The organism is Klebsiella sp. RHBSTW-00215 (assembly GCF_014103785.1).
In the GTDB taxonomy this organism is placed as follows: domain Bacteria; phylum Pseudomonadota; class Gammaproteobacteria; order Enterobacterales; family Enterobacteriaceae; genus Klebsiella.
In genome coordinates this window covers 3,054,296-3,078,265 of record NZ_JABXQS010000001.1, presented here as the reverse complement: position 1 = coordinate 3,078,265, position 23,970 = coordinate 3,054,296, and the positions used below count along the sequence as shown (strand labels likewise).

22 protein-coding genes are annotated in these 23,970 nt (G+C 54.3%); 8 read left to right on the top strand and 14 right to left on the bottom strand.

Annotated features, from left to right (window positions below; translation table 11 throughout):
- Positions 1–11 precede the first annotated feature (11 nt).
- The 9 genes from HV127_RS14585 to allA form a co-directional block, all read right to left on the bottom strand.
- Positions 12–1,319: a uracil/xanthine transporter gene (locus tag HV127_RS14585; RefSeq protein ID WP_182236892.1), complete on the bottom strand. Its 1,308-nt coding sequence runs from the start codon at positions 1,317–1,319 to the stop codon at positions 12–14.
- A 185-nt stretch (positions 1,320–1,504) separates the two neighbouring features.
- Positions 1,505–2,866 (bottom strand): allantoinase AllB, encoded by a 1,362-nt coding sequence (gene allB, locus HV127_RS14580; RefSeq protein WP_182236890.1) that lies wholly within the window; start codon positions 2,864–2,866, stop codon positions 1,505–1,507.
- A gap of 131 nt (positions 2,867–2,997) precedes the next feature.
- Positions 2,998–4,452: a putative allantoin permease gene (locus tag HV127_RS14575; protein WP_182236886.1), complete on the bottom strand. Its 1,455-nt coding sequence runs from the start codon at positions 4,450–4,452 to the stop codon at positions 2,998–3,000.
- An 88-nt stretch (positions 4,453–4,540) separates the two neighbouring features.
- Entirely contained in the window at positions 4,541–5,794 is a 1,254-nt protein-coding gene (locus tag HV127_RS14570; protein ID WP_182236884.1) for an MFS transporter, read from the bottom strand.
- A gap of 52 nt (positions 5,795–5,846) precedes the next feature.
- Complete coding sequence (gene glxR / locus HV127_RS14565) at positions 5,847–6,725, bottom strand: 2-hydroxy-3-oxopropionate reductase (protein ID WP_181483246.1); 879 nt, start codon at positions 6,723–6,725, stop codon at positions 5,847–5,849.
- A gap of 222 nt (positions 6,726–6,947) precedes the next feature.
- Positions 6,948–7,724 carry a hydroxypyruvate isomerase gene (gene hyi, locus HV127_RS14560; RefSeq protein ID WP_182236882.1) on the bottom strand — a complete coding sequence of 259 codons (777 nt, stop codon included), beginning with the start codon at positions 7,722–7,724 and terminating at the stop codon, positions 6,948–6,950.
- A gap of 13 nt (positions 7,725–7,737) precedes the next feature.
- Positions 7,738–9,519: a glyoxylate carboligase gene (gcl, locus tag HV127_RS14555; protein WP_182236880.1), complete on the bottom strand. Its 1,782-nt coding sequence runs from the start codon at positions 9,517–9,519 to the stop codon at positions 7,738–7,740.
- 87 nt (positions 9,520–9,606) lie between these two features.
- Positions 9,607–10,425, bottom strand: a complete 819-nt coding sequence (gene allR, locus HV127_RS14550) for an HTH-type transcriptional repressor AllR (RefSeq protein WP_181483249.1) — start codon at positions 10,423–10,425, stop codon at positions 9,607–9,609.
- A 91-nt stretch (positions 10,426–10,516) separates the two neighbouring features.
- Positions 10,517–10,999 carry an ureidoglycolate lyase gene (gene allA / locus HV127_RS14545; RefSeq protein WP_110273115.1) on the bottom strand — a complete coding sequence of 161 codons (483 nt, stop codon included), beginning with the start codon at positions 10,997–10,999 and terminating at the stop codon, positions 10,517–10,519.
- Positions 11,000–11,210: 211 nt separating this feature from the next.
- Between allA and allS the strand changes: the two genes are divergently transcribed.
- Both allS and mnmH read left to right on the top strand, forming a co-directional pair.
- Positions 11,211–12,134, top strand: a complete 924-nt coding sequence (gene allS / locus HV127_RS14540; RefSeq protein ID WP_182236878.1) for an HTH-type transcriptional activator AllS — start codon at positions 11,211–11,213, stop codon at positions 12,132–12,134.
- Positions 12,135–12,221: 87 nt separating this feature from the next.
- The gene (mnmH, locus tag HV127_RS14535; RefSeq protein ID WP_182240656.1) at positions 12,222–13,310 is read left to right on the top strand and encodes a tRNA 2-selenouridine(34) synthase MnmH; all 1,089 of its coding nucleotides are present in this window, start codon (positions 12,222–12,224) and stop codon (positions 13,308–13,310) included.
- 326 nt (positions 13,311–13,636) lie between these two features.
- Here the strand turns inward: mnmH and HV127_RS14530 are convergent, their stop codons facing one another.
- Positions 13,637–14,782, bottom strand: a complete 1,146-nt coding sequence (locus HV127_RS14530; protein ID WP_182236876.1) for a porin — start codon at positions 14,780–14,782, stop codon at positions 13,637–13,639.
- Between the two features lie 208 nt (positions 14,783–14,990).
- Here HV127_RS14530 and HV127_RS14525 point away from each other — a divergent pair, with 208 nt between their 5' ends.
- Positions 14,991–15,296, top strand: a complete 306-nt coding sequence (locus HV127_RS14525; protein ID WP_110273111.1) for a monooxygenase — start codon at positions 14,991–14,993, stop codon at positions 15,294–15,296.
- 112 nt (positions 15,297–15,408) lie between these two features.
- On the opposite strand, the gene ybbP is transcribed toward HV127_RS14525, so the two are convergent.
- On the bottom strand, positions 15,409–17,826 hold the full coding sequence (gene ybbP / locus HV127_RS14520) for a putative ABC transporter permease subunit YbbP (protein WP_182236874.1): 2,418 nt from the start codon (positions 17,824–17,826) through the stop codon (positions 15,409–15,411).
- Positions 17,823–18,509, bottom strand: a complete 687-nt coding sequence (ybbA, locus tag HV127_RS14515) for a putative ABC transporter ATP-binding protein YbbA (RefSeq protein WP_181483255.1) — start codon at positions 18,507–18,509, stop codon at positions 17,823–17,825. The genes ybbP and ybbA overlap by 4 nt, the downstream gene beginning before the upstream one ends.
- Here ybbA and tesA point away from each other — a divergent pair.
- The 3 genes from tesA (at position 18,477) to HV127_RS14500 (ending at position 20,818) form a co-directional block, all read left to right on the top strand.
- Positions 18,477–19,103, top strand: coding sequence for a multifunctional acyl-CoA thioesterase I/protease I/lysophospholipase L1 (gene tesA / locus HV127_RS14510; RefSeq protein ID WP_139541395.1), 627 nt, complete (start codon positions 18,477–18,479; stop codon positions 19,101–19,103). The two genes, ybbA and tesA, sit on opposite strands and share 33 nt — an antisense overlap.
- Complete coding sequence (locus HV127_RS14505) at positions 19,093–19,902, top strand: SDR family oxidoreductase (protein WP_182236871.1); 810 nt, start codon at positions 19,093–19,095, stop codon at positions 19,900–19,902. The genes tesA and HV127_RS14505 overlap by 11 nt, the downstream gene beginning before the upstream one ends.
- Positions 19,903–19,963: 61 nt before the next feature.
- Complete coding sequence (locus tag HV127_RS14500) at positions 19,964–20,818, top strand: co-chaperone YbbN (RefSeq protein WP_182236869.1); 855 nt, start codon at positions 19,964–19,966, stop codon at positions 20,816–20,818.
- 183 nt (positions 20,819–21,001) lie between these two features.
- Here HV127_RS14500 and fetB read toward each other — a convergent pair whose 3' ends face one another.
- Positions 21,002–21,784 (bottom strand): iron export ABC transporter permease subunit FetB, encoded by a 783-nt coding sequence (gene fetB, locus HV127_RS14495; protein WP_110273666.1) that lies wholly within the window; start codon positions 21,782–21,784, stop codon positions 21,002–21,004.
- Positions 21,771–22,448, bottom strand: coding sequence for an iron ABC transporter ATP-binding protein FetA (gene fetA, locus HV127_RS14490; RefSeq protein WP_182236867.1), 678 nt, complete (start codon positions 22,446–22,448; stop codon positions 21,771–21,773). The genes fetB and fetA overlap by 14 nt, the downstream gene beginning before the upstream one ends.
- Positions 22,449–22,584: 136 nt before the next feature.
- Here fetA and HV127_RS14485 point away from each other — a divergent pair, with 136 nt between their 5' ends.
- Together HV127_RS14485 and HV127_RS14480 are read left to right on the top strand one after the other, a co-directional pair.
- Positions 22,585–23,502 (top strand): SPFH domain-containing protein, encoded by a 918-nt coding sequence (locus HV127_RS14485; protein ID WP_182236865.1) that lies wholly within the window; start codon positions 22,585–22,587, stop codon positions 23,500–23,502.
- Positions 23,499–23,957, top strand: a complete 459-nt coding sequence (locus HV127_RS14480) for an NfeD family protein (protein ID WP_182236863.1) — start codon at positions 23,499–23,501, stop codon at positions 23,955–23,957. The genes HV127_RS14485 and HV127_RS14480 overlap by 4 nt, the downstream gene beginning before the upstream one ends.
- Positions 23,958–23,970: the final 13 nt, after the last annotated feature.

Genomic DNA, 23,970 nt, shown 5'->3' with positions numbered 1-23,970 from the left:
TATTGATGTCATCATTTAATACGATCCCAGGGAATGAGATTTTCCATAACCACCGCCAGCAGCACGCCAATTAATAAGCCGTTACCCAATAGAGGGCGGATAGTCAGAGGCAGCGTCTGGAGATAGACCGGCGGAAGACCCATTAAAAAAATGCCGACAAATAGCGGCAGAGCCAGCCGGTAGATATTTCGTGCAGTGAAGGTAATTTGCTTGCTGAAAGATAAACTGGAATATAACAACGGCAGATAAGAGACCAGCATCACCGCGCTGCTAATTGGCAGCGGCAGGGTGGTAAAAAAATGGGTCAGCGGCGTAAATAACCCAACCAGCAGACAGCACAGGCAGCCGATAATAAACGGCTGGCGCGAGGTTTCTCCGGTTTGGGTTAATAAACCAATTGATGAGACAAACGGCGAAAACGGCACCACGCTGAGCGGCACCGTAATGAGCGTCATCAATCCGGAAATAATAAAACTACGTCGATAGCGGGTATTGCTGGCTCCCTGTTCAGGGTAAAAAACGTCGGTGCCACGGATGGCCCCGTAGGTGTTGGTAATATTCACCAGCCCCGCCAACAATGCCGTCAGAATAATACCGGGACGTAATTCGCCGCCGTAGCCCAGAGGAAACCATTGCCAATGAATCGGGCCGGATGCCGCCGTGGCGGGCGGAGTACGGAACAGCAGATACCAGCCTGCCCATCCCACCAGCGTCCCCACCAGCAAGGCGTAGCGGGCAATGCCGTCCGGGAGGAAAATAATCATCCCCAGCACCAGGGTCATCACCGCCAACGCGAGGCCGAATGGTGCCAGTTGAATCGCCACGTTGGCCTGCGTCGAGCTAAAAGGCAGCCCGAGCATGCCTTTGAAAAAGATAGTCGTGAGCTGCGCGCCGAGCAGCAGCATAAAAAAGACCATTACCGTCGGGCTGAAGAGTTTAGCCAGGCGATGGCCGATGCCGCTGACGCCAATGATGATAGTTAACACAGCTGAAAGAAATATGCCGACCGCGAGGCTGGTCGCAATGCTGTCGAACGGGGTGCCGCGCGCGGCTTCGCCGACGGTAACGGTGAGGATCGTGCTCCACCAGAGTCCCGTCGGGCCCTCCATAATGGCGCGCCGGTGACCTGATATCGCCTGCGCCAGGCAGGCCAGACCGGTGGTGATAAAACCATATTGGGTGAGCGTAATCAGCGCGCTGGCCGGAAGCTGAAAAGCGGATTGTAATGTCGGCGGTACCACAACGGTGTTGCAGAAAATAAAGAAGAACCATTGAAATCCCGCCAGGGTGTTTCGTTTAGTTAGCGGAAATACCACCATGATGAAATCCTGAAAAAGCGCCTGCCGTTAAACAGGCGCTAAATATAGAATGGGGCGAGGAACGGTCCCCTCTCCCCTTTTGGGGAGAGGGTTAGGGTGAGGGGAAATATGCCCACAAATGCCCTCACCCCGGCCCTCTCCCAAAGGGAGAGGGAGAAAACCATCCCCAGCTGTTTATTCGTCCATTACTGCTGATGCTTAAGGATAAATTTCCCTTTCGGCGCATGCGGGAAGCCCTGCTCGATGTCATAAATCACATCGCCGCGCAGGATGGTTTTAGTGATACGCGCGCCAATCTTACGCCCCACGTACGGGCTAACTTTATGGCGATATTCAAGGTCTTCCGTCTGCAGGACGTAGCTGCTGTTCGGCTGGATAAACACCAGGTCGGCATCTTTGCCCGGAGCAATACGACCTTTATGCTTAAGGCCGAAAATATCGGCAGCGTTAGTCGCCATCAGGCGAGCAAACTGCGGCAGAGGCATGCCGCGCTTCTGCACCGCTTCGTCGAACATCACGTCCATGCAGCTTTGCAGACCGGCAATCCCGCCCCAGGCCTGCATGATGTTGCCAGCCTTCATTTCCGGCGGGCACGGAGAGTGGTCGGAGACCAGGCAGTCGATTTCGCCGTTGAACAGCTTCTCCCACAGACCTTTCTGGTTTTCCGCATCGCGAATCGGCGGAGAGCACTTCGTCAGGGTGCCAATCTCTTCGAACTGATCGGTATCCAGTACAAAGTAGTGTGGGCAGGATTCACAGGTGACGTCCTGGCCTTCCTGACGGGCGCGCGTCACTTCGGCAACCCCTTCCGGGCTGCTAACGTGGCACACGTGCAGGCGGCAACCGGCGACTTTCGCCAGGTACAGAATGCGGCGAATAGCTTCTACTTCAGTAAATACCGGACGCGACGCGACGTAATCATGGGCAGTCACGCGGCCTTCCCTTTTCGCCTCTTCGCCCAGTTCATCGCAGATCAGCGCGTTTTCGCAGTGCACCAGCACGGTTTGCTTCATCTCGGCCAGCTTTTGCACGCCTTTGAAGAACTGCCAGTCGTTAACATCGCGGAAATCATTATCGATTCCACGGTCACCGCAGGTGGCAACGAAGCATTTGAAGCCGACCACACCCACTTCATCCAGCTCGTGCAGACGATCCAGATTGTAGGAAACCAGGCCGCCAAGCTGCGCGGCGTCAATGGTCAGCTTGCCCTTCGCGGCGTCAAATTTCAGCTCGATAGTTTCACGATCGACGGTAGCTGGCAGCTGGTTCAACGGCATTTCAATCATCGTGGTGATGCCGCCTTTTGCCGCCGCGCGAGTGCCGGTCTCGTAACCTTCCCAATGGGTACGGCCCGGTTCAGAAATATGCGTATGCGCATCGACCATCCCCGGCGAAACGATCAGGCCCGAAGCATCCATCACCTGCTTTGCTTCGCCAAGGTTTTCACCGATAGCAGCGATTTTGCCGTCGGTAACCGCGATATCCACCACCCGAGATTCGTTTTCCAGAATAACGGTGCCGTTTTTAATGATTAAATCAAAAGACATATAAAACTCCTTGTATGTGTACAGACGAGTAACCCGCCATACTTCTGCTTGCATCCACGCAGGTTGCAATACGAATGGCTTTGGGTATTAATTCTTCATCCATGAAATAAATCTTCCTGGCAATAATAAAATCAGTTAGCCACACCCGGGCGAGAAATATTATTCGGCAGCGTCCGTTTTTTCAGTAATGAGTACGCCGCAAAGGCGACAATAACGCCAACAAACCATGACACTCGTGAGAATGGCTCCAGTAGCGGAATAAACTTCCCACCCAGCGACAAAATAACCGCCACAATCGTGACAATAAATGCAGTAACGTTAAAGCCATTATCAAAATATTTATAATCACCGGGCGCAGTATACAGCTCATCAAGATTAATTTGCCCGCGCATCACGACAAAATAGTGCGCCATCATCACCCCAATAACCGGGCCAAGCATGCCGCCGATAATATCAAGGAAGAGATAAATGCTGTCCTGGTTTTCCATTAATTTCCATGGACAGATCAGCAGACTAATAATACTGGCGATGAGCACGCCGTTTTTATACGTCAGTTTACTTGGGGCAATCGCCGCGATTTGATAACCCGCCGGAATAATATTACCGGTGGCGTTGGTCGAAATCGTGGTCATTAATATCACCAGTACCGCAAAGAATGAGGCAAACAGGCTGTCCCATTTCTGCACAATATCCAACACGTTCCAGGTATCCATGCCGTAATGGATACTGGCTCCGGCGATAATGCACACCCCGGCGACTGCAAACAGAATATAAGCCACCACTAAGCCAAGCGTTTGGCCAAGAGCCTGATCGCGAAACGAGCGCGCGTTCTGGGTAAAGTCCGATGCGCTCACCGCAGGGGCCGCCCATACGGCGACGACCGCGTTAATCACCACCAGGAACAAGAAGCCAGTATGTTCCGCTTTTGCCACTCCGGTCGGCAGGTAGTCGAGGATCGGACCGATCCCTACCAACGAGATAGCCCAGATTGCCATGCCGCCGAAGACAATATAGATACAGGGATTCAGTATCGCGGTGAATTTATTGAGAACTTTTCCGCCACCAAAACCAATACCAACGTTAATCAACCAGAAAACCAGAAAGGCGATCAGCCCCGGTAGCGACAGCCCCAGCAGCTTGAAATCACCGCCGAGCGTCAGAAACGACGGCCACAGTTTTCCTAATAAGATCAGAAAGGCCAGCGATCCTGCGTAGCATTGCAAGCCAAACCACATAATCGCCGCAATGCCGCCTCTGAGCAGTCCGGGTAATAATGCCCCGCGCACGCCATAAGAGGCTCTTAATATCATGGCAAACGGTACGCCATATTTACTCCCGGCGGCACCATTAAACACCATCACCAGCGCAATAATAAATGCACTTAATATTATCGCCATCATAATACTAAACGTTGACAGACCAAGAATAAAAAACCCGCCAACCATCACATAATTAGGTACGTTGTGTACGGAGCCCATCCATAAAGTAAAGTAGTTAAATGTTTTCCAGTTACGCTGCGATTCTACTTTTGGTAATAGATCGTCGCTGTAACCTCTGGCTTTATATAGATCTTGTGTTTGTTCCATAATTCCCTCTTAATACGCATCGGATTACGTTTGTAAATAGGTTTAGCTATGTGGAACAAAAAACTTATTATTATGATTATTATTTTTATTATACTGGGATTGTCTTAGGCTGTATTTTGTTCTTACGCAAAGTAATCAGCGCAAACACTAATGTTCCGGTGATAACTAACCCGGCAGACATCACAAAACTAATTTCTTTTGATCCAGTCAGGTCGGAAATAAAACCGGTGAGCGTCGGTGCAACCACTGCTGAGCTCATACCAAAGAAATTAAATAAGCTGAAGGCGCGACCTAATGTTTTCGCTGACGCCTGTTCGGAGACAAACGAGATCAGAATCGGGTCAACGGCCATTTTGCCCAGTAGGCCGTAAAGCACCAGGCTAATCATCAGCATGGTGGTATTCGGTGACAGAACGGTAAACATCAGCATCGCGGCGGCGACGATCTCCAGCCCGAGGATCACTTTGACTTTACTGTCGCGGAATTTATCCGAGAGATGACTAAAGAACAGCGCGCCCGGAACCCCGACCACCGCCACCAGCGCTGAAGCAAGACCAATGGCGCCGCCGTCAAACCCGCGTTCGGTTTGCAGATAAGAAGGCAGCCAGGTGACGATCAGATAATAGCCGTAGCAGGTGCAAAAATAGAGAAAGTAGACGCTGCATAGCAGCGGGGAAAACAGCGGTGCTGATTTATCCTCAACGGGTGCTGACGCCACGGCGCTATTTTTATTGACCTCTGCGGCTGGCTCTTTCAGCTTGCGACGAATCACCAGGGTAAAGACGCAGAGCATCATCACCAGAATCGCGGCGACAATAAACAACACGTTTTGCCAGGCCATATGCATACTTTTGACCAGGATGCTCGAGCCAATCAGGCCAATCCCCATCCCAATGGCGGAGCCGCTGTTGATGATGGCGTTAGCCAGCGCCCGGCGTTCCTGCGGTACGTTAGCTGACGACAGCGAATAGGCAGAGCTAAAGAAGGAAGCGCAGCCCGCACCGGCCAGCAACGAACCTATATAAATTAGCGTCAGATTTCCTGCATTAGCGATGCTCAGCGTGCCGATAATGAACAGTGAGAAACCACACATCAGCATAATTTTCTGGCCCAGCTTATCAACCAGAATTCCACAGGGAATTTGCATTCCGCAGTAGGCAAGAAAATAGAAGCTGGCAATTGCGCCAATTTCAGCATTGCTGACGTTGCCCAGCGAGGCCTGAATTTCAGGGTAAATAGGCGTTAATACGGTTCGGTAAATCCATATCGCCACCCAACCCAGACTCATTACCACGACTATTTTCTTCCAATAGTCGATACCCGTTTTATTGTTAGTATCCATAAACTCACCACAGAGGTTTAGAAATGCTGCCTGAACCGGCAGCATTTTCTTATTAAGATATTTTATGATTTGCCATTAATTCCAGGGCCTGAACTAAAGACGAGTGATCTAATTCACTGCCACCGTTTGCGGCACAGGTGTTAAATAGCTCCTGACAGGTTGCGGTATTCGGTAAATTAATCGCCAGCGCTTTCGCACTTTGCAGTGCAAGATTAAGGTCCTTCTGGTGCAGCGAAATTTTAAAGCCCGGATTAAACGTCCGGTTCAGCATTCTTTCGCCATGCACTTCCAGAATGCGCGAAGACGCGAAGCCGCCCATCAGCGCCTGACGTACGCGAGCGGGATCGGCACCGGCTTTCGAAGCAAAAACCAGCGCTTCAGAGACCGCTTCGATATTCAGCGCCACGATAATCTGATTGGCGACTTTACAGGTTTGCCCGTCGCCATTGCCGCCGACGAGGGTGATATTTTTCCCCAAAATATCGAACAGCGGCTTCACGCGATTAAACACGCTTTCTTCACCGCCAACCATAATCGAGAGCGTGCCTTCGCGCGCGCCGATTTCGCCGCCGGAAACCGGCGCATCCAGATAATCCGCGCCTAAATCCCGAATCTGCTGGGCAAAGCGCTTGGTTTCAATCGGCGAGATAGAGCTCATATCAACAAGCGTTTTTCCCTTCAGCGCCGCTTTGGCGCAGCCGTGTTCACCAAACAGCACTTCGGCAACCTGCGGGGTATCCGGGACCATAATAAAAATAATCTCAGATTGCTCCGCGACCTGCTCTGCGGTGGCCAGATGCTGTGCGCCCTGCAAAAGCAGCTCGTCGGCAACCGGGCCAATGGTGGTGACATGCAGAGCGTGGCCTGCTTTAGCGAGGCGAATCGCCATCGGGGTGCCCATAATACCCAGACCAATAAATCCCAGTTTCATAAGTGTCCTCTTAGAATTTCTGTTTCGATTTATTTGGGCAATAGTTATCCCTTCCTGGAAATGGAATAATAAATACTGCCCAACGATATATACCCTAAATAATTCGAGTTGCATGAAGGCGGCAAGAGAGCGAATCCCCTGGAGCTTACAGAAGTAAGTGACTGGGGTGAGTGAATGCAGCCGACGCACAAGCAACTTGAAGTATGACGGGTAAATTAAGAATTAACGGTAGTGATTAAACCATGTCAGACCTGCTTCAGTGGTGCTCAACGGTTTATATTCACAGCCAACCCAGCCGTCATAACTTGATTTATCGATAAATTTAAAAAGATAATCATAATTAATTTCACCGGTTCCCGGCTCGCCGCGGTTTGGGTTATCGGCAATCTGTAAATGGCCAATACGATTGGCATAAGTTTGCATCGTATGGGTTAATTCCCCTTCCATGCGCTGCATATGGTAAATATCGTACTGGATTTTCAGATTATCGCTGCCCACTTCATCAATCAGCGCCAGCGCCTGATGAGTCGTATTCAAATAAAAACCCGGCATATCGAAATAATTAATCGGCTCAATCAGCAGAAGGATGCCTTCCTGGGCCAGCGCAGCGGCGGCAAAGCGTAAATTCGCCACCAGCGTCGCGCGAATGTGCTCTTCGCGATAGCCCATCGGCGTTTTACCGACCAGACAGTTGATTTTGCGATTGCCCAGCGCTTTGGCGTAGCGGATAGCGGCATCAACGCCTTCGCGAAATTCCGCTTCGCGGCCGGGAATACAGGCAATGCCGCGCTCCCCTGCCGCCCAGTCGCCAGCGGGTAGGTTATGTAAGGTATGCTCCAGCTGGTTGTCGCTCAGCTTTTGCTTTAATACCTCGGGCGCATAGTCATACGGGAACATAAATTCAACGGCGCGAAAACCGCAGGCTGCCGCTTTCTCAAAGCGGTCCAAAAAATCATATTCCAGAAATAACATTGATAGGTTGGCAGAAAAGCGCAACATAGGTTCACCTCATTTATTCATATTTCATAAAGCAGGTTTCGGTCGGCGCATCGATGGCGCTGTCGGCAACGTCTTCGAATTCCATGACGTTATCCAGCTCGCTGCCCATCGAGATATTGGTGACGCGCTCAAGGATCACTTCCACGACTACCGGGACGCGATACTCTTTCATCCACGCTTTCGCCTGTTCAAATGCTGGCGCAATGTCTTCAGGTTTGATGACGCGGATCGCTTTACAACCGAGGCCTTCAGCGACCTTCACGTGGTCAACGCCATAACCGTTGACTTCGCTGGAATTAATATTTTCAAACGCCAGTTGGACGCAGTAATCCATGTCAAACGCGCGCTGCGACTGACGAATTAAGCCCAGGTAGGCGTTGTTCACCAGCACGTGAACGTAAGGGATATTGAACTGCGCACCTACCGCCAGCTCTTCAATCATGAACTGGAAGTCGAAGTCGCCGGAGATCGCCACTACGTTGCGTTCAGGATCGGCGGCACACACGCCCAATGCGGCAGGAAGCGTCCAGCCCAGCGGCCCCGCCTGACCACAGTTGATCCAGTGGCGGTCTTTAAATACGTGCAGCATCTGCGCGGCAGCGATTTGCGACAAACCGATAGTGGTGACGTAACACACGTCGCGGCCAAAGGATTTGTTCATCTCTTCGTAGACGCGCTGCGGTTTAACCGGCACGTTATCGAAGTGCGTTTTACGCAGCAGCGTACGTTTGCGTTGCTGGCACTCATCTACCCAGCTCTCACGGCGCGGCAGGCGGCCCTCTTTTTGCATCTGCTGCGCGATTTCCACCAGTTGGGTTAACGCGGCTTTCGCATCGGAGACAATGCCTAAATCCGGGCACAATACACGGCCAATCTGCGTGGGTTCGATATCAATGTGGATGATTTTGCGCCCTGCGGTGTACTTCTCTACCGAACCGGTATGACGGTTAGCAAAGCGGTTGCCGATACCAAACACCAGGTCGGAGGCCAACAGCGTGGCGTTACCGTAGCGATGCGCAGTCTGTAAACCAACCATTCCCGCCATCAGCTCGTGGTCGTCCGGGATACAGCCCCAGCCCATCAGCGTCGGGATCACCGGTACATGGGTGATTTCCGCAAATTGCTGCAACAGCGCCGCGGCGTCGGCGTTAATCACCCCGCCACCGGCGACAATCACCGGGCGCTCCGCCATCAGTAACATCGCCAGCGCACGTTCAATTTGTGGACGCGTGGCGACAGGTTTATAAGCCGGGAGCGGCGAATACAGCTCAGGATCGAACTCGATTTCCGCCACCTGGACATCATAAGGCAGGTCGATCAGCACCGGACCCGGTCTGCCGGAACGCATCAGGTGGAAAGCCTGCTGCAGCACGCCCGGCACCAGCGCCGCTTCACGTACGGTCACCGCCATCTTGGTGACCGGCTTGGCGATAGATTCAATATCCACCGCCTGGAAATCCTCTTTATGCAGACGAGCGCGCGGTGCCTGACCGGTAATGCACAGAATGGGAATGGAATCGGCGGAGGCAGAGTAAAGAGCGGTAATCATATCCGTACCCGCCGGGCCGGATGTTCCCAGGCATACGCCGATGTTACCGGCAGTGGCGCGCGTATAGCCTTCCGCCATATGCGACGCGCCCTCTACGTGGCGGGCCAGGATATGACGAATACCGCCGTGCTTGCGCATCGCTGAGTAGAAAGGGTTAATGGCCGCGCCAGGCACGCCAAATGCGGTGTTAACCCCTTCTTTTTCAAGTATATACATTGCCGCGTCGACGGCTCTCATTGTTGCCATTTTCACTACCTCACTATGTTGGAAAAATTTTCCAAATTTGAATACAACCAAAAAAGTCCCGCTCCTGCGAGCGGGTCGAATCTGCTATCAATCCGCCTGAGTTTTAAGACCCAACGCCGTACTGATATTCCTTGCGGTCTCCCTCACCAGCTCTCCCTGGCTGACAAAGCGGTCCGCAGTGAGTCTGGAAGCGGGCCCGGAAATCGAAATGGCCGCCACTACGCTCCCCACATCATCGTAAACCGCTGAAGCAATACAGTTTAATCCTGTCACGTGCTCCTCCTGGTCGATGCAGTAGCCGCTGACTTTTGCCTCATCCAGATTGCGCTGTAGCGCGGGTAAATCGACAATGGTCGTCGGCGTAAATTGCTGCAACCCGGTCTTCACGATGACATCTATCAGCTCTTCTGCTGACAGCGGATACAGCAGCGCTTTCCCCGCCCCCGACGCGTGCAGCGGCAATCGACTTCCCAGCGGAGCGCACATCCTGACCATCGATTTGCACTCCTGCTGACCAATCAACACCGCTTCGTTACCGTTGCGAATGGCCACGTTGACCGTCTCGCCCGACATCAGCATCAATCGGCGCATAAACGGCCCGCCTACTGATAAAACATCCCGGTTATGGATATACGCCGAGCCGATGTTAAATGCGCCAAGACCGATGTGCCACCAGCCTAACTGACTGTCCTGATACACAAAATCTGCGCCTTCCAGCACCTTCAGCAGGCGAAAGGTGGTCGATAACGGTAAGTCCAGATTCAGGGAAATATCGCTAACCGACGAACTGCCGCCGCTCTTTTCAAGGTATTGCAGTATCGCGATCCCTCTCTCCAGCGCCTGTGCGCCTTTTTGCGCGGTCGGCTCCTGCTGGCCCGGCCTTCCGCGCCTTCTAACTTCTGTCATACCTCGATTATCTCCGGCTCAAAACCTGAGCATAAATAGTGTGTAAGCGCCCACATGTTATGCAAGATAATCGGTAGCGTCACGTGCAACCTCACGCAAAGCTCAACTCCACGGTCGGGATCTCCACGACATCACAGTTATCTTTTCCACCGCGATCGACAGTTAAAAAATCAGTTTCGGTTTGCCAGGCAAACAGTGGGTGATGCCAGACATTGCGGTGATAATTGACGCCCTGACAGCCGTTAGAGATAAAGGCCCGCAGGGTGTTCATATCCGGCTCATCGCCCCCCGCCGCGACCACCACGACAAAGGCTTCGCCATTCATAGGCATAAACGCCTGGGTGCCTAACGGATGGCGTTCCAGTTCGGTCACCACAATCGGCAGCACCGCTGGCTGGGCGCGATTAATGCTGATCAGCGTCCGATCCTGCTGGAGCGTCTCGACCTTCGCCAGATCGTGAAAGCGCTGCACTTTGCCATCATTAATATGGAAAAAATCTTGTCCTTGCGTTTCGATAACATCTCCATAGAGGCGGAATGCTTCGCGCGTCAGCGGCAATACTTCAAGCTTCATTGCATTTTCCTTAGTCATTAAAAACTGTTCTACCGTCTTACACATCGCGGGTAATGTCAGTAGCGGTCAATCCAGAGTCATCTAAAAGTGACATCAACTATAAGTTGGAATAATTTTCCAAAACCTGATTTAAGCCACATTATTGAAAAGGATATTATGAAAAAATACTTAAAAATCAGGGGTGAATTATTAAATAACGAGGAAATTGGCGATGCTAGATCCCGAAACACTGCGCACATTTGTGAGCGTCGCGGAGACCGGCAGCTTCTCCAGAGCAGCGGAAAAACTGTACAAAACCACCGCCACCATCAGCTATCGCATTAAGCTGCTGGAAGATAACACCGGCGTGGCGCTCTTTAGTCGTACCACCCGCAGCGTCCTGCTAACCCCGGCGGGAATGCATCTGCTGGCGCAGGCCAGAGAGTGGCTGGGCTGGATTGACAGCATGCCCGGAGAACTGCAGCAGATTAACGACGGCGTTGAGCGTCAGGTCAATATTGTCGTCAACAACCTGATGTACGACCCCAGCGCGATTGCGCGGCTGCTCTCCTGGCTCACTCAACGCTACCCCTTTACGCAATTTCACTTTTCACGCCAAATTTATATGGGCGTCTGGGATACGCTTCTGCACGATGACTTTTCGCTGGCGATTGGCGTAACCGGCACCGAACCCTTATCGGAAAACATTGCGGTTAATCCGCTGGGCGAAGTGACCTGGCTGTTTGTGATGTCGCCGCATCACCCCTTAAGCCAGCAAGCCGATCCGCTATCGGAAGCCCAGCTGCGTCGCTATCCGGCGGTGAATATTGAGGACAGCGCCCGCCGGTTGACCAAGCGCGTCGCCTGGCGTCTGCCGGGGCAAAAAGAGATTATCGTTCCGGATATTGAAACCAAAGTCGCGGCGCATATCGCAGGCGTCGGTATTGGTTTTTTACCCGAGCCGCTGTGCCAGCCGCTTATCGCCCGCGGCGAGCTTATTGCCCGGCAAATTCCGGCCATGCGCCCGCCTTCGCCTCTCAGCCTCGCCTGGCGCAAAGATCATCCCGGCAAAGCGGTGCAGGATATCGCCTCGCTGTTCAGCCATTCCGCCCCGGAAATTCAGGGATTCCTGACGCTATTCAGCGATACACCGTGAAAAATCAATCCAGCATTCCGCTCACCGCGTACAATAGACGGATTATCGCGTCGAGCGACGCGTCAGGATTGATTAACGGTTTGGATGATGGAATTAGTACCACAGAATATTCGACAGATTCTTGCCAGCGATACGCAGCTGATTGACGTGCGCGCCCCCATTGAGTTCAGGCAAAGCGCAATGCCTGCGGCAGTCAATTTGCCACTAATGAACGATGACGAACGCGCCGCCGTCGGCACCTGCTACAAGCGCCAGGGCGCGGAAGCCGCGCTCGCACTGGGCCACCAGCTGGTGAACGGCGAGGTTCGCGCCAGCCGCCTTGCCGCATGGAAAGAGGCCTGCGCGCGCCATCCCGATGGCTATCTGTGCTGTGCCCGCGGCGGCCAGCGTTCGCATATCGTGCAGCAGTGGCTGAAAGAAGCGGGCGTTGATTACCCGCTGATCGTTGGCGGTTATAAAGCACTGCGCCAGGCGGCTATTCAGCTCACCGAAGAGCTGGTGCAGCGCCCTATCGTGCTAATCGGCGGCTGTACCGGTAACGGAAAAACCCAGCTGGTCTGCGCCCAACCTGACGGTATCGATCTCGAGGGCCTCGCTCATCATCGCGGCTCTTCGTTTGGCCGGACTTTGCAGGAGCAGCATCAGCAGGCCACCTTTGAAAATCACCTGGCGGTGGCGATGCTTAAAAAGTCCGCGCAGCAGACGTGCTGGGTGCTGGAAGATGAAGGGCATATGATTGGCGCGAATCATCTGCCGGAGTGTATGCGTCTGCGTATGGCGCAGTCGCCGCTGGCGGTGGTGGAGGACCCGTTTGAGATCCGTCTTGAGCGGCTGCGCGAGGAGTATTTCACGCGGATGCATCGTGAGTTTATTGACGCATATGGCGAGGAACCTGGGTGGCAAGAGTACAGCGAATATCTGCATCATGGTCTGTTCGCCATTCGCCGCCGCCTGGGGTTACAGCGTTTTGCCCAGCTCACCGCTCTGCTTAATGAGGCGCTGGCTGAGCAGCAGCATACCGGCAGCACCGATGTCCATTTTGGCTGGCTGGTTCCCTTGCTGAACGAGTATTACGATCCAATGTACCGCTATCAGCTCGGGAAAAAGGCGGAGAAGATTATCTTTCGCGGCAGCTGGCAGGAAGTCGCCGCCTGGTTAAAAAGTGCAGAAGAATGATCTCCTATCTCTTTTGAGGAGAGGATGATGGTGAGGGGGGGAAAGTCTCCCAATGCCCTCACCCCGACCCTCTCCCACAGGGAGAGGGAGAAAACCAGCTCGCCGTCTGGCTAAAAAGTGCAGAGGAGTGATCCCCTCTCCCTTTTGGGGAGAGAGTTAGGGTGAGGGGGAAAAGTCCCCCAATGCCCTCACCCCGGCCCTCTCCCACAGGGAGAGGGAGAAAACCAGCTCGCTGCCTGGCTAAAAAGTGCAGAGGAGTGATCCCCTCTCCCTTTTGGGGAGAGGGAGAAAACCGACGCATCGCGCCACCGGGGAGCTGCCACAACTTAGAAGTCGTAGCGCAGTCGCACCAGATTCATATCGCCCAGGTTGTCGGTGCTGGACGTGAAGACGTGTTCGTAATCAACGCGGAAGCCGTAATCCAGCTGGAAGCTCACGCCGACGCCGTTATCAATGCGCTGGTAGTTGCGACCATTCACGTATTGCAGGCGGTCGCCCATAAAGTACGGCTGAATAGATTTCAGCGCATACTGACCAATCGGGAATTTATAACCGGCAAAGTACTCAATCCCCCAGGCATCGCCCGCGAAGTAGTTGTGTACATCGGTTTTCTTGGTGGTCAGGAAGTTTTGATACCAACCGCCGCCGAAGGAGAAGGTCCAGTTATCCGGCGTCCAGCTCAGCGCGGTACCGACGATATTCTGGTCGTAAGATTTGCTGTCCGAATTTGACGGGTTACGCATATCGGCGCGGGTATAGTTCCACGCTGTGCCCCAGGTCAGGTCCTTCATGATGTGGTAATCCGCACCGATGGAGCCGCCGCCTTTACGCTTATAGCGCAGACCGTTGCCCGGCAGATATTCGCTGTCTTCAAACAGATAAGAAGCATAGAGATCGACGTCACCGACGGTTTTCTTATATTTCAGCATATTGCGTGAACGGTAAGATCCATCGTAATCGCCGTTGATCCCGTTGCCCGGAGCCTGACCGACCATGTCGTAATCCCAGATATCGGTTTTCACGCCCACCACATCGTAATAAACGCTGTTCTGCTGACCGTAAGTTAACGTCCCCCAGGTATCGCTTTTCAGGCCGGTGTAGAGCATACGGCGGCTGGTGTCGTTTGCGCCTTCGGCATAGTGGTTATCCCAGTCGAAGAGCGCCGGAATATTGACACCCAGCTCGTAGTAGCTGATCCAGCTAATATCATCAAACAGATAGTAGTCAGCCGCGAAGCGGAAACGGGTGCCGCCGTCGAAACCGTTACGTTTATAAGAGCCTTTATCGCCATCGCCGGACATCATATTGAACTGCGGACGAATACTCCCGCCGACGGTGAAGTTCAGTCGACTTAACGGATCGCCCGCTTGAGGGTCTTGTTTTAATAGCGTAATTTCAGCCTGGGATGCAAAGGAGGTTAACGCCAGGGCTGCGCCGATCGATATCGCCAGCGCTTTGATTTTATGTGCCATACTTTTTCCTTGATTAATAAGCAACCTTATATTTGCCAGTTGAATATTAACTGCGATTTAGCATGCCGTGTTGTTGGTTTTTTAATGTTTCGTGCGGTTAAAAATCAGTGACTTAGCATTTCGTGCCGTTAAAAAATAAGTGGTGATAATTTCACCCTTGTGTCACTAAAATGAAGCATTACCGCTGTACACCATCCAAGGAGGAACTATGTCGAAAAAACTACTGCAGCTGCACTTTGCCTTTAACGGACCCTTCGGTAGCGAGATGTCCCGTCAGCTTGTGGAGCTGGCCGAGTCAATTAATCAGGAACCGGGGTTTATCTGGAAGGTTTGGACTGAAAGCGAACAGAATCATGAAGCAGGCGGAATTTATCTTTTCCAGGATGAAGAGACCGCGCTTGCTTACCTCAATAAGCACACCGCGCGCCTGAAGTCTCTGGGGGTGGATGAGGTTATCTGCAAAATCTTCGACGTTAATGAGCCGCTGACTGCGATAAACCACGGTCATCTGTAATTTCGATAATTTAGCAATTGTGCTCGTATTCTTGCCGGGCGGCGGCAAACCGCCTGACCCGGCCTACAGTTTCCTCAATATCATCAGGTTACGTTTCGATCGAGCGCGCGCCCTATCCCTGACTAAACTGGCGGAACAGCGCTTTGCCTTTTAGCAAACGCAACCCCAGCCAGCCGCCGCACAGCGACAGCAGTATCGCCCCGCAGAGCGGCAGCATTACCCACAGCCGCCAGTCCGGAGACCACGGGAAATCAAAGATTTTGGTTTGCAGCAGCGCCAGCGCCACCTCTGCGCCAATCGCCGCCACCACGCCGGAAACCACGCCCAGCAGGGCAAATTCAGCCCACAGCGTGGTGCGCAGCAGAGACTTCCCTGCCCCCAGCGTGCGCCAGACCACCAGCTCCTGATAGCGCTGACGCATTCCCACCTGCACCTGAGCCAGCAGCAACAAGACACCGCAGGCCGTCACCAGAATCACCATCACCTCCAGCGCGCGGCTTACCTGAGTCAGCACCTGACCAATCTGCTGCAAAATCGCCCCAATATCCAGCAGGCTGACGGTCGGGAACTCGCGGTTGAGCTGCGTCAGCATCCCGTTGCCGTTATCCCAGCGGAAGCTGGTCAGCCAGCTTTGTGGCTGTCCATCGAGCGCCCCCTGCGGGAAGATAAAGAAGAAGTTCGGCCGCAGACTCTCCCAGTCGACTTTGCGCACGCTGGTCACTTTGGCGCTAAAATCCTGAGTATCGCCGGTAAAGGCCACGCTATCGCCGAGCTTAATGCTCAGCCGCTGCGCCAGCCCCTCTTCAATCGAGACCTCGCCCGCTTTCGGCGGCCAGCTTCCAGCTACCAGCGGATTATGATCCGGTCTCTCGCTGCTCCAGGTGAGGTTCAGCTCGCGATTCAATGCTTCATCTTTATTACCTGCAGCTTCCTGACCGTTAATTTTCGTCAGGCGGGCACGCACAATCGGGTAGAACTCGGTCGCGCGAGTCTGATGCTCGGCGAGGAACGTTTTCACCGGCACCACCTGCTCCGGCGCGATGTTGATTAAGAAGTAATTAGGGCTTTCCGGCGGCAGCTGTTGCTGCCAGCGGTCAAGCAGATCGCCGCGCAACACCAGCAGCAAGGCCAGCAGCATAAACGACAGCGAGAAGGCCGCCAGCTGGCTTAGCGTCGACCACGGCTGACGCAGCAGGCGGTTGACAGCCAGACGCAGCGGCAGCGCTTTCAGCGTCACGCGCTTCAGTAACCACAGGACGCCCCACCCCGCCAGGCCACACAGCAGCGCCAGCACCACCGCCCCCGCCAGTACCGCCCACAGCAGTGGACTGCCGCCCATCAGCAACGCCAGCAGCCCGACAACAATTACGCAGACCAGCGGGATATAGAACTTCAGCGGCCAGACGTTAGCCACCACATCCTGACGCAGCACCCGCAACGGCAGCGTCGCCAGCAGCAGCCGATAAGGACGCAGCCCGACCAGCAGGGAAATCACCACCATCGCGCCAATCGCCCACAGCCACGGCCAGGCGCTTGCTGCCGGAAGCGCCGCCGGGAGCACCGGCTTAAGCATCACCAGCAGGATATTTTCCAGTCCGACGCCCATCGCCCCACCGGCAATCACCGCCAGCGCCAGCAGCATCAGCCATTGCCCGACAATCAGCTTGCGCAGCTGTGTCCGCCCGGCACCGAGGGTTTTGAGGATCGCCACCAGATCGTAACGGCTGCGGCAGTAATGGCTCATCGCCACCGCCACCGCGGCAACCGCCAACAGCAGCGTTAACAGCGCCGAGAGCAGCAAAAACTGCTGCGAGCGCTCCAGCGATTTACCTAATGCGCTATCATCCTGCTCAAGGCCGATCCAGCGATGTTCCGGCCCCAGCTTTGGCAGCAGCCACTTTTCATAGTCCGCCAGTTGCTGCGGAGTTCCGGCATATTTATAGCGCCACGAGACGCGACTACCGGGCTGCACCGCGCCGGTTTTCGCCACATCAGCGGTATTCATCATCAGCCGTGGCGCCATCTGGAAGGGGTTAAACCCGGCATCAGGCTCCTGAATGACCTCCCCGGCAATGCGCAGCGTGGCGTCCCCCACGTCAATGGTTTCGCCGGTTTTCAGATTCAACAGCGCCATCAATCGCGGTGCCAGCAGCACGCTTCCGGCCTGCGGCTTCAGACCCGGCGGCTGGGTTTGCAGCTGACCATATAGCGGATAGGTGTCGTCAACCGCTTTCACCTCCGCCAGCTGCGGCGTATCGCCGGAAAAGGTCATAGTGGCGAAGTTCAGCTGCTCGCCAACGGTTAAACCGAGCCGACGCGCTTCGTCAATCCATGCGGCTGGGACCTCGCGCGAGCTACGCAGCGTGCGGTCTCCGGCCATAAATTCGCGGCTCTGTTGGCTAAGCCCTTTCTCCATGCGGTCGCTTATCGAACCCAGCGCCAGCACGCAGGCCACCGCCAGGCTCAGCGCCAGCCAGACAATCAGCAGCGACGGCGAGCGCCATTCTCGCCAGAACCAGCGGGCAATCATGCTTCCTCCTGCAACAGACCATCCACCAGGCGCAGCCGCCGGTCGCAGCGCGCCGCCAGCAGCGGGTCATGGGTGACTAAAATCAGCGTGGTACCGTGCTCGCGATTCAGTGAAAACAGCAGGTCGGCGATTTTATCTCCGGTGTGTCGGTCAAGATTGCCGGTGGGTTCATCGGCGAACAGCAGTTCCGGACGACCATTAAACGCACGGGCCAGCGCGACACGCTGCTGTTCGCCTCCGGAAAGCTGTACCGGTAGATGATGCAGACGTTTTCCCAGCCCCAGCTGTTCCAGCAACGCGCGGGCGCTACCGCGGCTCTGGCTGTCGCTTTCACCGCGCAGCAACGCCGGAAGCTCGACGTTTTCGAGGGCGTTGAGGGTGGGTATCAGCATAAAAGATTGAAAAACAAAGCCGACGTGCTTAGCGCGCAGCTTCGCTCGCGCCTCTTCGTCCATCTGATGTAGCGGTTGTCCGAGCAGCGAGACTTCACCGCTGCTGCCGTCGTCCAGCCCGGCGAGGATCGCCAGCAGCGTCGATTTACCGGAACCCGACTCGCCAATCAGGGCAATGGTCTGCCCCTGTTTGACAACCAGCTCAACTCCGGTAAGGATGGAAAGCTGATGCTCACCCTGACCGACGGATTTCTTAAGATGATGAACTTCAAGTATGTTTTCCGCTGGCATTTGCCTTTCCTGTTTCTGGTCCTGTTTACCTGCCGCGCGATGGCGGCCGACACGCTGTTGGTTCTCGGCGACAGTCTGAGCGCCGGTTATCGAATGGCGGGCAATACCGCCTGGCCTGCGCTGCTTAACGATAAGTGGCAGACCAAAACGCCAGTGGTTAACGCCAGCATCAGCGGCGATACCTCGCAGCAGGGGCTGGCAAGGCTTCCGACGTTGCTCAAACAGCATCAGCCGCGCTGGGTGCTGGTTGAGCTGGGCGGCAACGACGGTCTGCGCGGTTTCCCGCCGCAGCAGACAGAGCAGACCCTGCGTACCATTATTCAGGATATCAAAGCGGCGAACGCCGAGCCGTTACTGATGCAAATTCGCCTGCCCGCTAACTATGGTCGCCGTTATAATGAAGCCTTTAGCGCAATCTATCCGGCACTGGCCAAAGAGTTCGATATTCCTCTGCTGCCCTTTTTTATGGAAGAGGTTTATCTGAAACCGCAGTGGATGCAGGACGATGGAATTCACCCTAATCGCGATGCCCAGCCGTTTATCGCCGACTGGATGGCCACGCGTTTGGCTCCCTTAGTTAATCATGACTCCTGACAGCCGGGAGTCGTTTGCAGGTAAAGTTATGCAAAAATCGGTTTTAGTTACAGGATGTTCCAGCGGAATTGGCCTTGAAAGCGCGCTGGATTTAAAGCGCCAGGGCTTTAACGTGCTGGCCGCCTGCCGCAAAACGGACGATGTCGCGCGGATGCAGGAGCTGGGACTGACCGGTATTTTGCTGGATCTTGACGATCCGCAGAGCGTGGAGCGCGCCGCCGCAGAGGTTATCGCCCTGACAGACAATCGCCTGTATGGCTTGTTTAATAACGCGGGATACGGCGTCTACGGCCCGCTGCCAACCATCAGCCGTCAGCAGATGGAGCAGCAGTTTTCCGCCAATTTTTTCGGCGCGCATCAGTTAACGATGCTGCTGCTTCCGGCGATGGAGCCGCACGGCGAAGGGCGTATTGTCATGACGTCATCGGTAATGGGGATTATCTCCAGCCCGGGTCGCGGCGCCTATGCCGCCAGTAAATATGCGCTGGAAGCCTGGTCCGACGCCCTGCGTATGGAACTGCGCCATAGCGGGGTTAAGGTCAGCCTGATTGAGCCTGGCCCTATCCGCACCCAATTTACCACCAACGTTAACCAGACTCAGGCCGATAAACCGGTGGAAAACCCGGGTATTGCCGCTCGTTTTACCCTTGGGCCGGAAGCGGTAGTGGAAAAGGTACGCCATGCATTTGTCAGCGATAAACCGAAACTGCGCTACCCGGTGACCCTGGTGACGCACGCGGTGGCCCTGCTTAAACGCCTGCTGCCAACCCGCGCGATGGACAAAATTATCCAGGGCTGAGTTGAAGCACCTGGCGCTGCCCCCATATATCCAGATAAGTATCGACTAAAGAGATTCGCTCATGTCCGCACAAAATATTATCAATATTACCGAAGCCAACCTACACCAAACGCTGCAGCAATCCGCGACTACGCCAGTGCTGTTCTATTTCTGGTCCGCTCGCAGCCAACACTGCGAACAGCTGACGCCGGTGCTGGAAAGCCTGGCCACGCAGTACAACGGTCTGTTTACTCTGGCAAAAGTTGATTGCGACGCCGAGCAAATGCTGGCTTCACAGTTTGGCCTGCGCGCGATTCCTACGGTATACCTGTTCCAGAACGGTCAGCCGGTCGACGGATTCGAAGGCCCGCAGCCGGAAGAAGCGGTTCGTGCGCTGCTGGATAAATTCCTGCCGCGCGAAGAGGAGCTGAAGGCGCAGCAGGCCATGGCACTGATGCAGGAAGAGAACTACGCCGAGGCGTTGCCGCTACTGAAAGATGCCTGGCAATTGTCGAATCAGGAGAGCCAAATTGGCCTGCTGCTGGCGGAAACGCTGATCGCGCTGCACCGTTCCGATGAAGCGGAAGCCGTGTTAAAAACCGTGCCGTTGCAGGATCAGGATACCCGTTATCAGGGACTGGTGGCGCAGATTGAGCTGCTGAAAAAAGCCGCCGATACGCCGGAAATTCAGCAGTTGCAGCAGCAGGTTGAACAAAACCCGGAAGACGCGGCGCTGGCTTCCCAGTTAGCATTGCAGCTACATCAGGTTGGGCGCAACGAAGAAGCTCTGGCGCTGTTGTTCAGCCATCTGCAAAAAGATTTGGACGCAGGAAACGGTGAGGTTCGTAAGATGCTTCAGGAGATCCTCGCCGCACTCGGTACCGGAGACGCGCTGGCAGCGAAGTACCGCCGTCAGCTCTATTCACTGCTTTATTAATAGTCAAGACCCCGGTGGTGCTGACCGGGCTACCGTCTGCGAGCCGGTAGCCCGGACAGATGCGCAGCATCGCCTCCGGGAAATGTGCCGGGTCTGATACCCAGGCGTGGCATCTTCCCGGTGGCGCTGCGCTGACCGGGCTACGAGTTCACCGCCGTCTGCGAGCCGCAACCCGGTGAAAGCTTACGGGCGCTTTTTCAACTGCGTCACCACCAGTTGATGGCGAGCGTTGAAGAACTTGAGGTAGGTCAGATACCCGGCGATAATCGTTGACAGGCTGGCGGTCGATAGCAGCATAAACGTCACCATAATCTGATACTTAATCGCTTTTACCGGGTCAATTCCGGCAAAAATCAAGCCTGACATCATCCCCGGCAAACTCACTAATCCAACCGTTTTCGCCGAGTCCACCGTCGGGATCAGCGCGGCGCGAATGCTATCGCGAATCAACCTTGCGGAAGCCATCTTCGGCGTAGCCCCCAGGCTCAATTTCTCCTGAATCTGCTGCTGCTCGCTGCTAAAACGCTGGCCCATATTGTTGTAACACAGCCCCACCGCCACCATCGCGTTTCCGGCGACCATCCCGGCAATCGGAATCACCTGCATCGGCACAAAAGCAATCGACCCGGAAAAGACCAGTACCGCCAGGGTTAACCCGGCCCCGGTAGTTATCGCAATAAAAGAAGACAAAAAAGCTTTATCGATATATTTGCTGCGTTTTTTCGCATTCCACGCCGCGTTAAAGCAGATAAACAGCACCATCAGCAACGTCAGTACGGCATGATTAACGTTAAAGATATATTTCAGCACGTAGCCGACGATAATCAGTTGCACAATCGCCCGGCAAATACTCCAGATAATATCTTTTTCCAGCGCCAACTTTTCCCGATAGCTGACCACAATCGCCACCAGCACCAGAACCATGGATAACGCCAGCGACTCATTGGTAATATTATGCCCATTCATTTTTCACCTCCTGAACTTTCCCTGCGGCAGGCTGGAGCGTAATCACTTCATCCGCATGAGCGATTTCATTTTGATCGTGAGTCACCCACAGCACGGCAATATTTTTTTCCGTCACATAGCGATGGATAATGTCATTCACATTACTTTTATTGCTCTCGTCCAGCGCGCTGGTAATTTCATCAAGCAACAACACCTGCGGTAAAAATTGCAGATTACGAATCAATGACACGCGCTGCTTTTCCCCGCCGGAAAGTTCATTGATTGATTTTTCCAGCGTGTTTTCCGCCAGCCCAAAGCGCAGCAGATCGGCCACCAGGGCTTTCTGATCCGGCTGTTTATTGCGGATTTGCCACGGAAAGACCAGATTGTCATACACCGAATCACCAAATAGCGCGGGTGTCTGCGCGCAGTATGAAACCTGCTGGCGGTAGGTTTCCGGCGATAAGGTATTAATATCCTTACCTTCAAAAAAAATCCGCCCTGAGATTGGACTGAGCAGCGAGGCGATAATTTTTAATAGCGTGCTTTTCCCACAACCGGAAGGTCCGGTAATCAGTTTAAATTCCCCGGCTCTGAGCTGAAGATTAACCTCGTTGAGAATCACCACATCGTCGGCCTGAAACCCCACACCTTCCAGGTGCAAAATAGCATTACTTACCGTCATTATTTTTCCTATTTTTTCCACAACGACGCTAGTTTACTCCAGTTTTCTTTCACCTGGATGCGCGGAAAGATATACTCTGGTTAAACATGCGCCACGCTCTCGGCGCGCCAACAGGCAACAAGACAGGAGGTTTTTGATGCTGGTTTTTATCCCCATTCTTATTTTCGTCGCACTGGTTATCGTTATTGCCGGTGTAAAAATCGTCCCTCAGGGATTTCAGTGGACCGTCGAACGCTTTGGTCGCTATACGAAAACGCTTCAGCCAGGCTTAAACCTTGTTGTGCCGTTTATGGATCGCGTCGGGCGCAAAATTAACATGATGGAGCAGGTCCTCGACATCCCTTCGCAGGAGGTCATTTCGCGCGATAACGCCAACGTTACCATCGATGCGGTGTGCTTTATTCAGGTTATCGACGCGCCGAAAGCCGCTTATGAGGTTAGTAATCTGGAGCTGGCCATCATCAACCTGGCGATGACCAATATTCGTACCGTACTGGGCTCTATGGAGCTCGATGAAATGCTCTCCCAGCGCGACAGCATCAATACCCGCCTGCTGCATATCGTCGACGAAGCGACGAACCCGTGGGGGATTAAAATTACCCGCGTTGAGATCCGCGACGTGCGCCCACCGGCTGAACTGATCTCCTCAATGAACGCCCAGATGAAGGCCGAACGAACCAAACGCGCCTATATCCTTGAAGCCGAAGGGGTGCGTCAGGCTGAGATCCTGAAAGCGGAAGGTGAAAAGCAATCACAGATCCTTAAAGCCGAAGGTGAGCGCCAGTCAGCGTTTTTACAAGCTGAGGCCCGCGAACGTTCTGCCGAAGCGGAAGCCCGCGCCACGCAGATGGTTTCTACGGCGATTGCCGAAGGCGATATTCAGGCGATCAACTACTTTGTCGCGCAGAAATATACCGACGCGCTACAGCAGATTGGTGCCGCCAACAACAGTAAAGTGGTGCTGATGCCGCTTGATGCCACCAGCCTAATGGGCTCCATCGCCGGGATAAGCGAGCTGATTAAAGAAGGCGCTGGCGACCGGAAAAAATCATGATTGAGATGATTATTGCCCATCCGCATATTTTCTGGCTCAGCCTCGGCGGGCTGCTGCTGGCGGCGGAAATGCTTGGCGGCAACGGTTATCTGCTGTGGAGCGGCATCGCCGGGGTCATTACCGGCTTGTTAATCTGGATGCTACCGTTTAGCTGGGAGTGGCAAGGAACACTGTTCGCCGTGCTGACCCTGCTGGCAGCCTGGCTGTGGTCACGTTGGTTGCGTAACAGCGTCAAGCGCCAGAAACCCGCAGACGCCCAGCTCAATCAGCGTGGACTGCAGCTGATTGGCCGTCGCTTCACGCTGGAAACCGCGCTGGTCAACGGCCACGGGCACGTGCGCGTTGGCGATAGCTCATGGCCGGTGATTGCCGATGACGACCTCGCGGCGGGAAGCAAGGTTGAAGTCATCGCCGTTGAGGGCATAACCCTACATATAAGAGTCGTATCACGATAATCACGCCACAGGA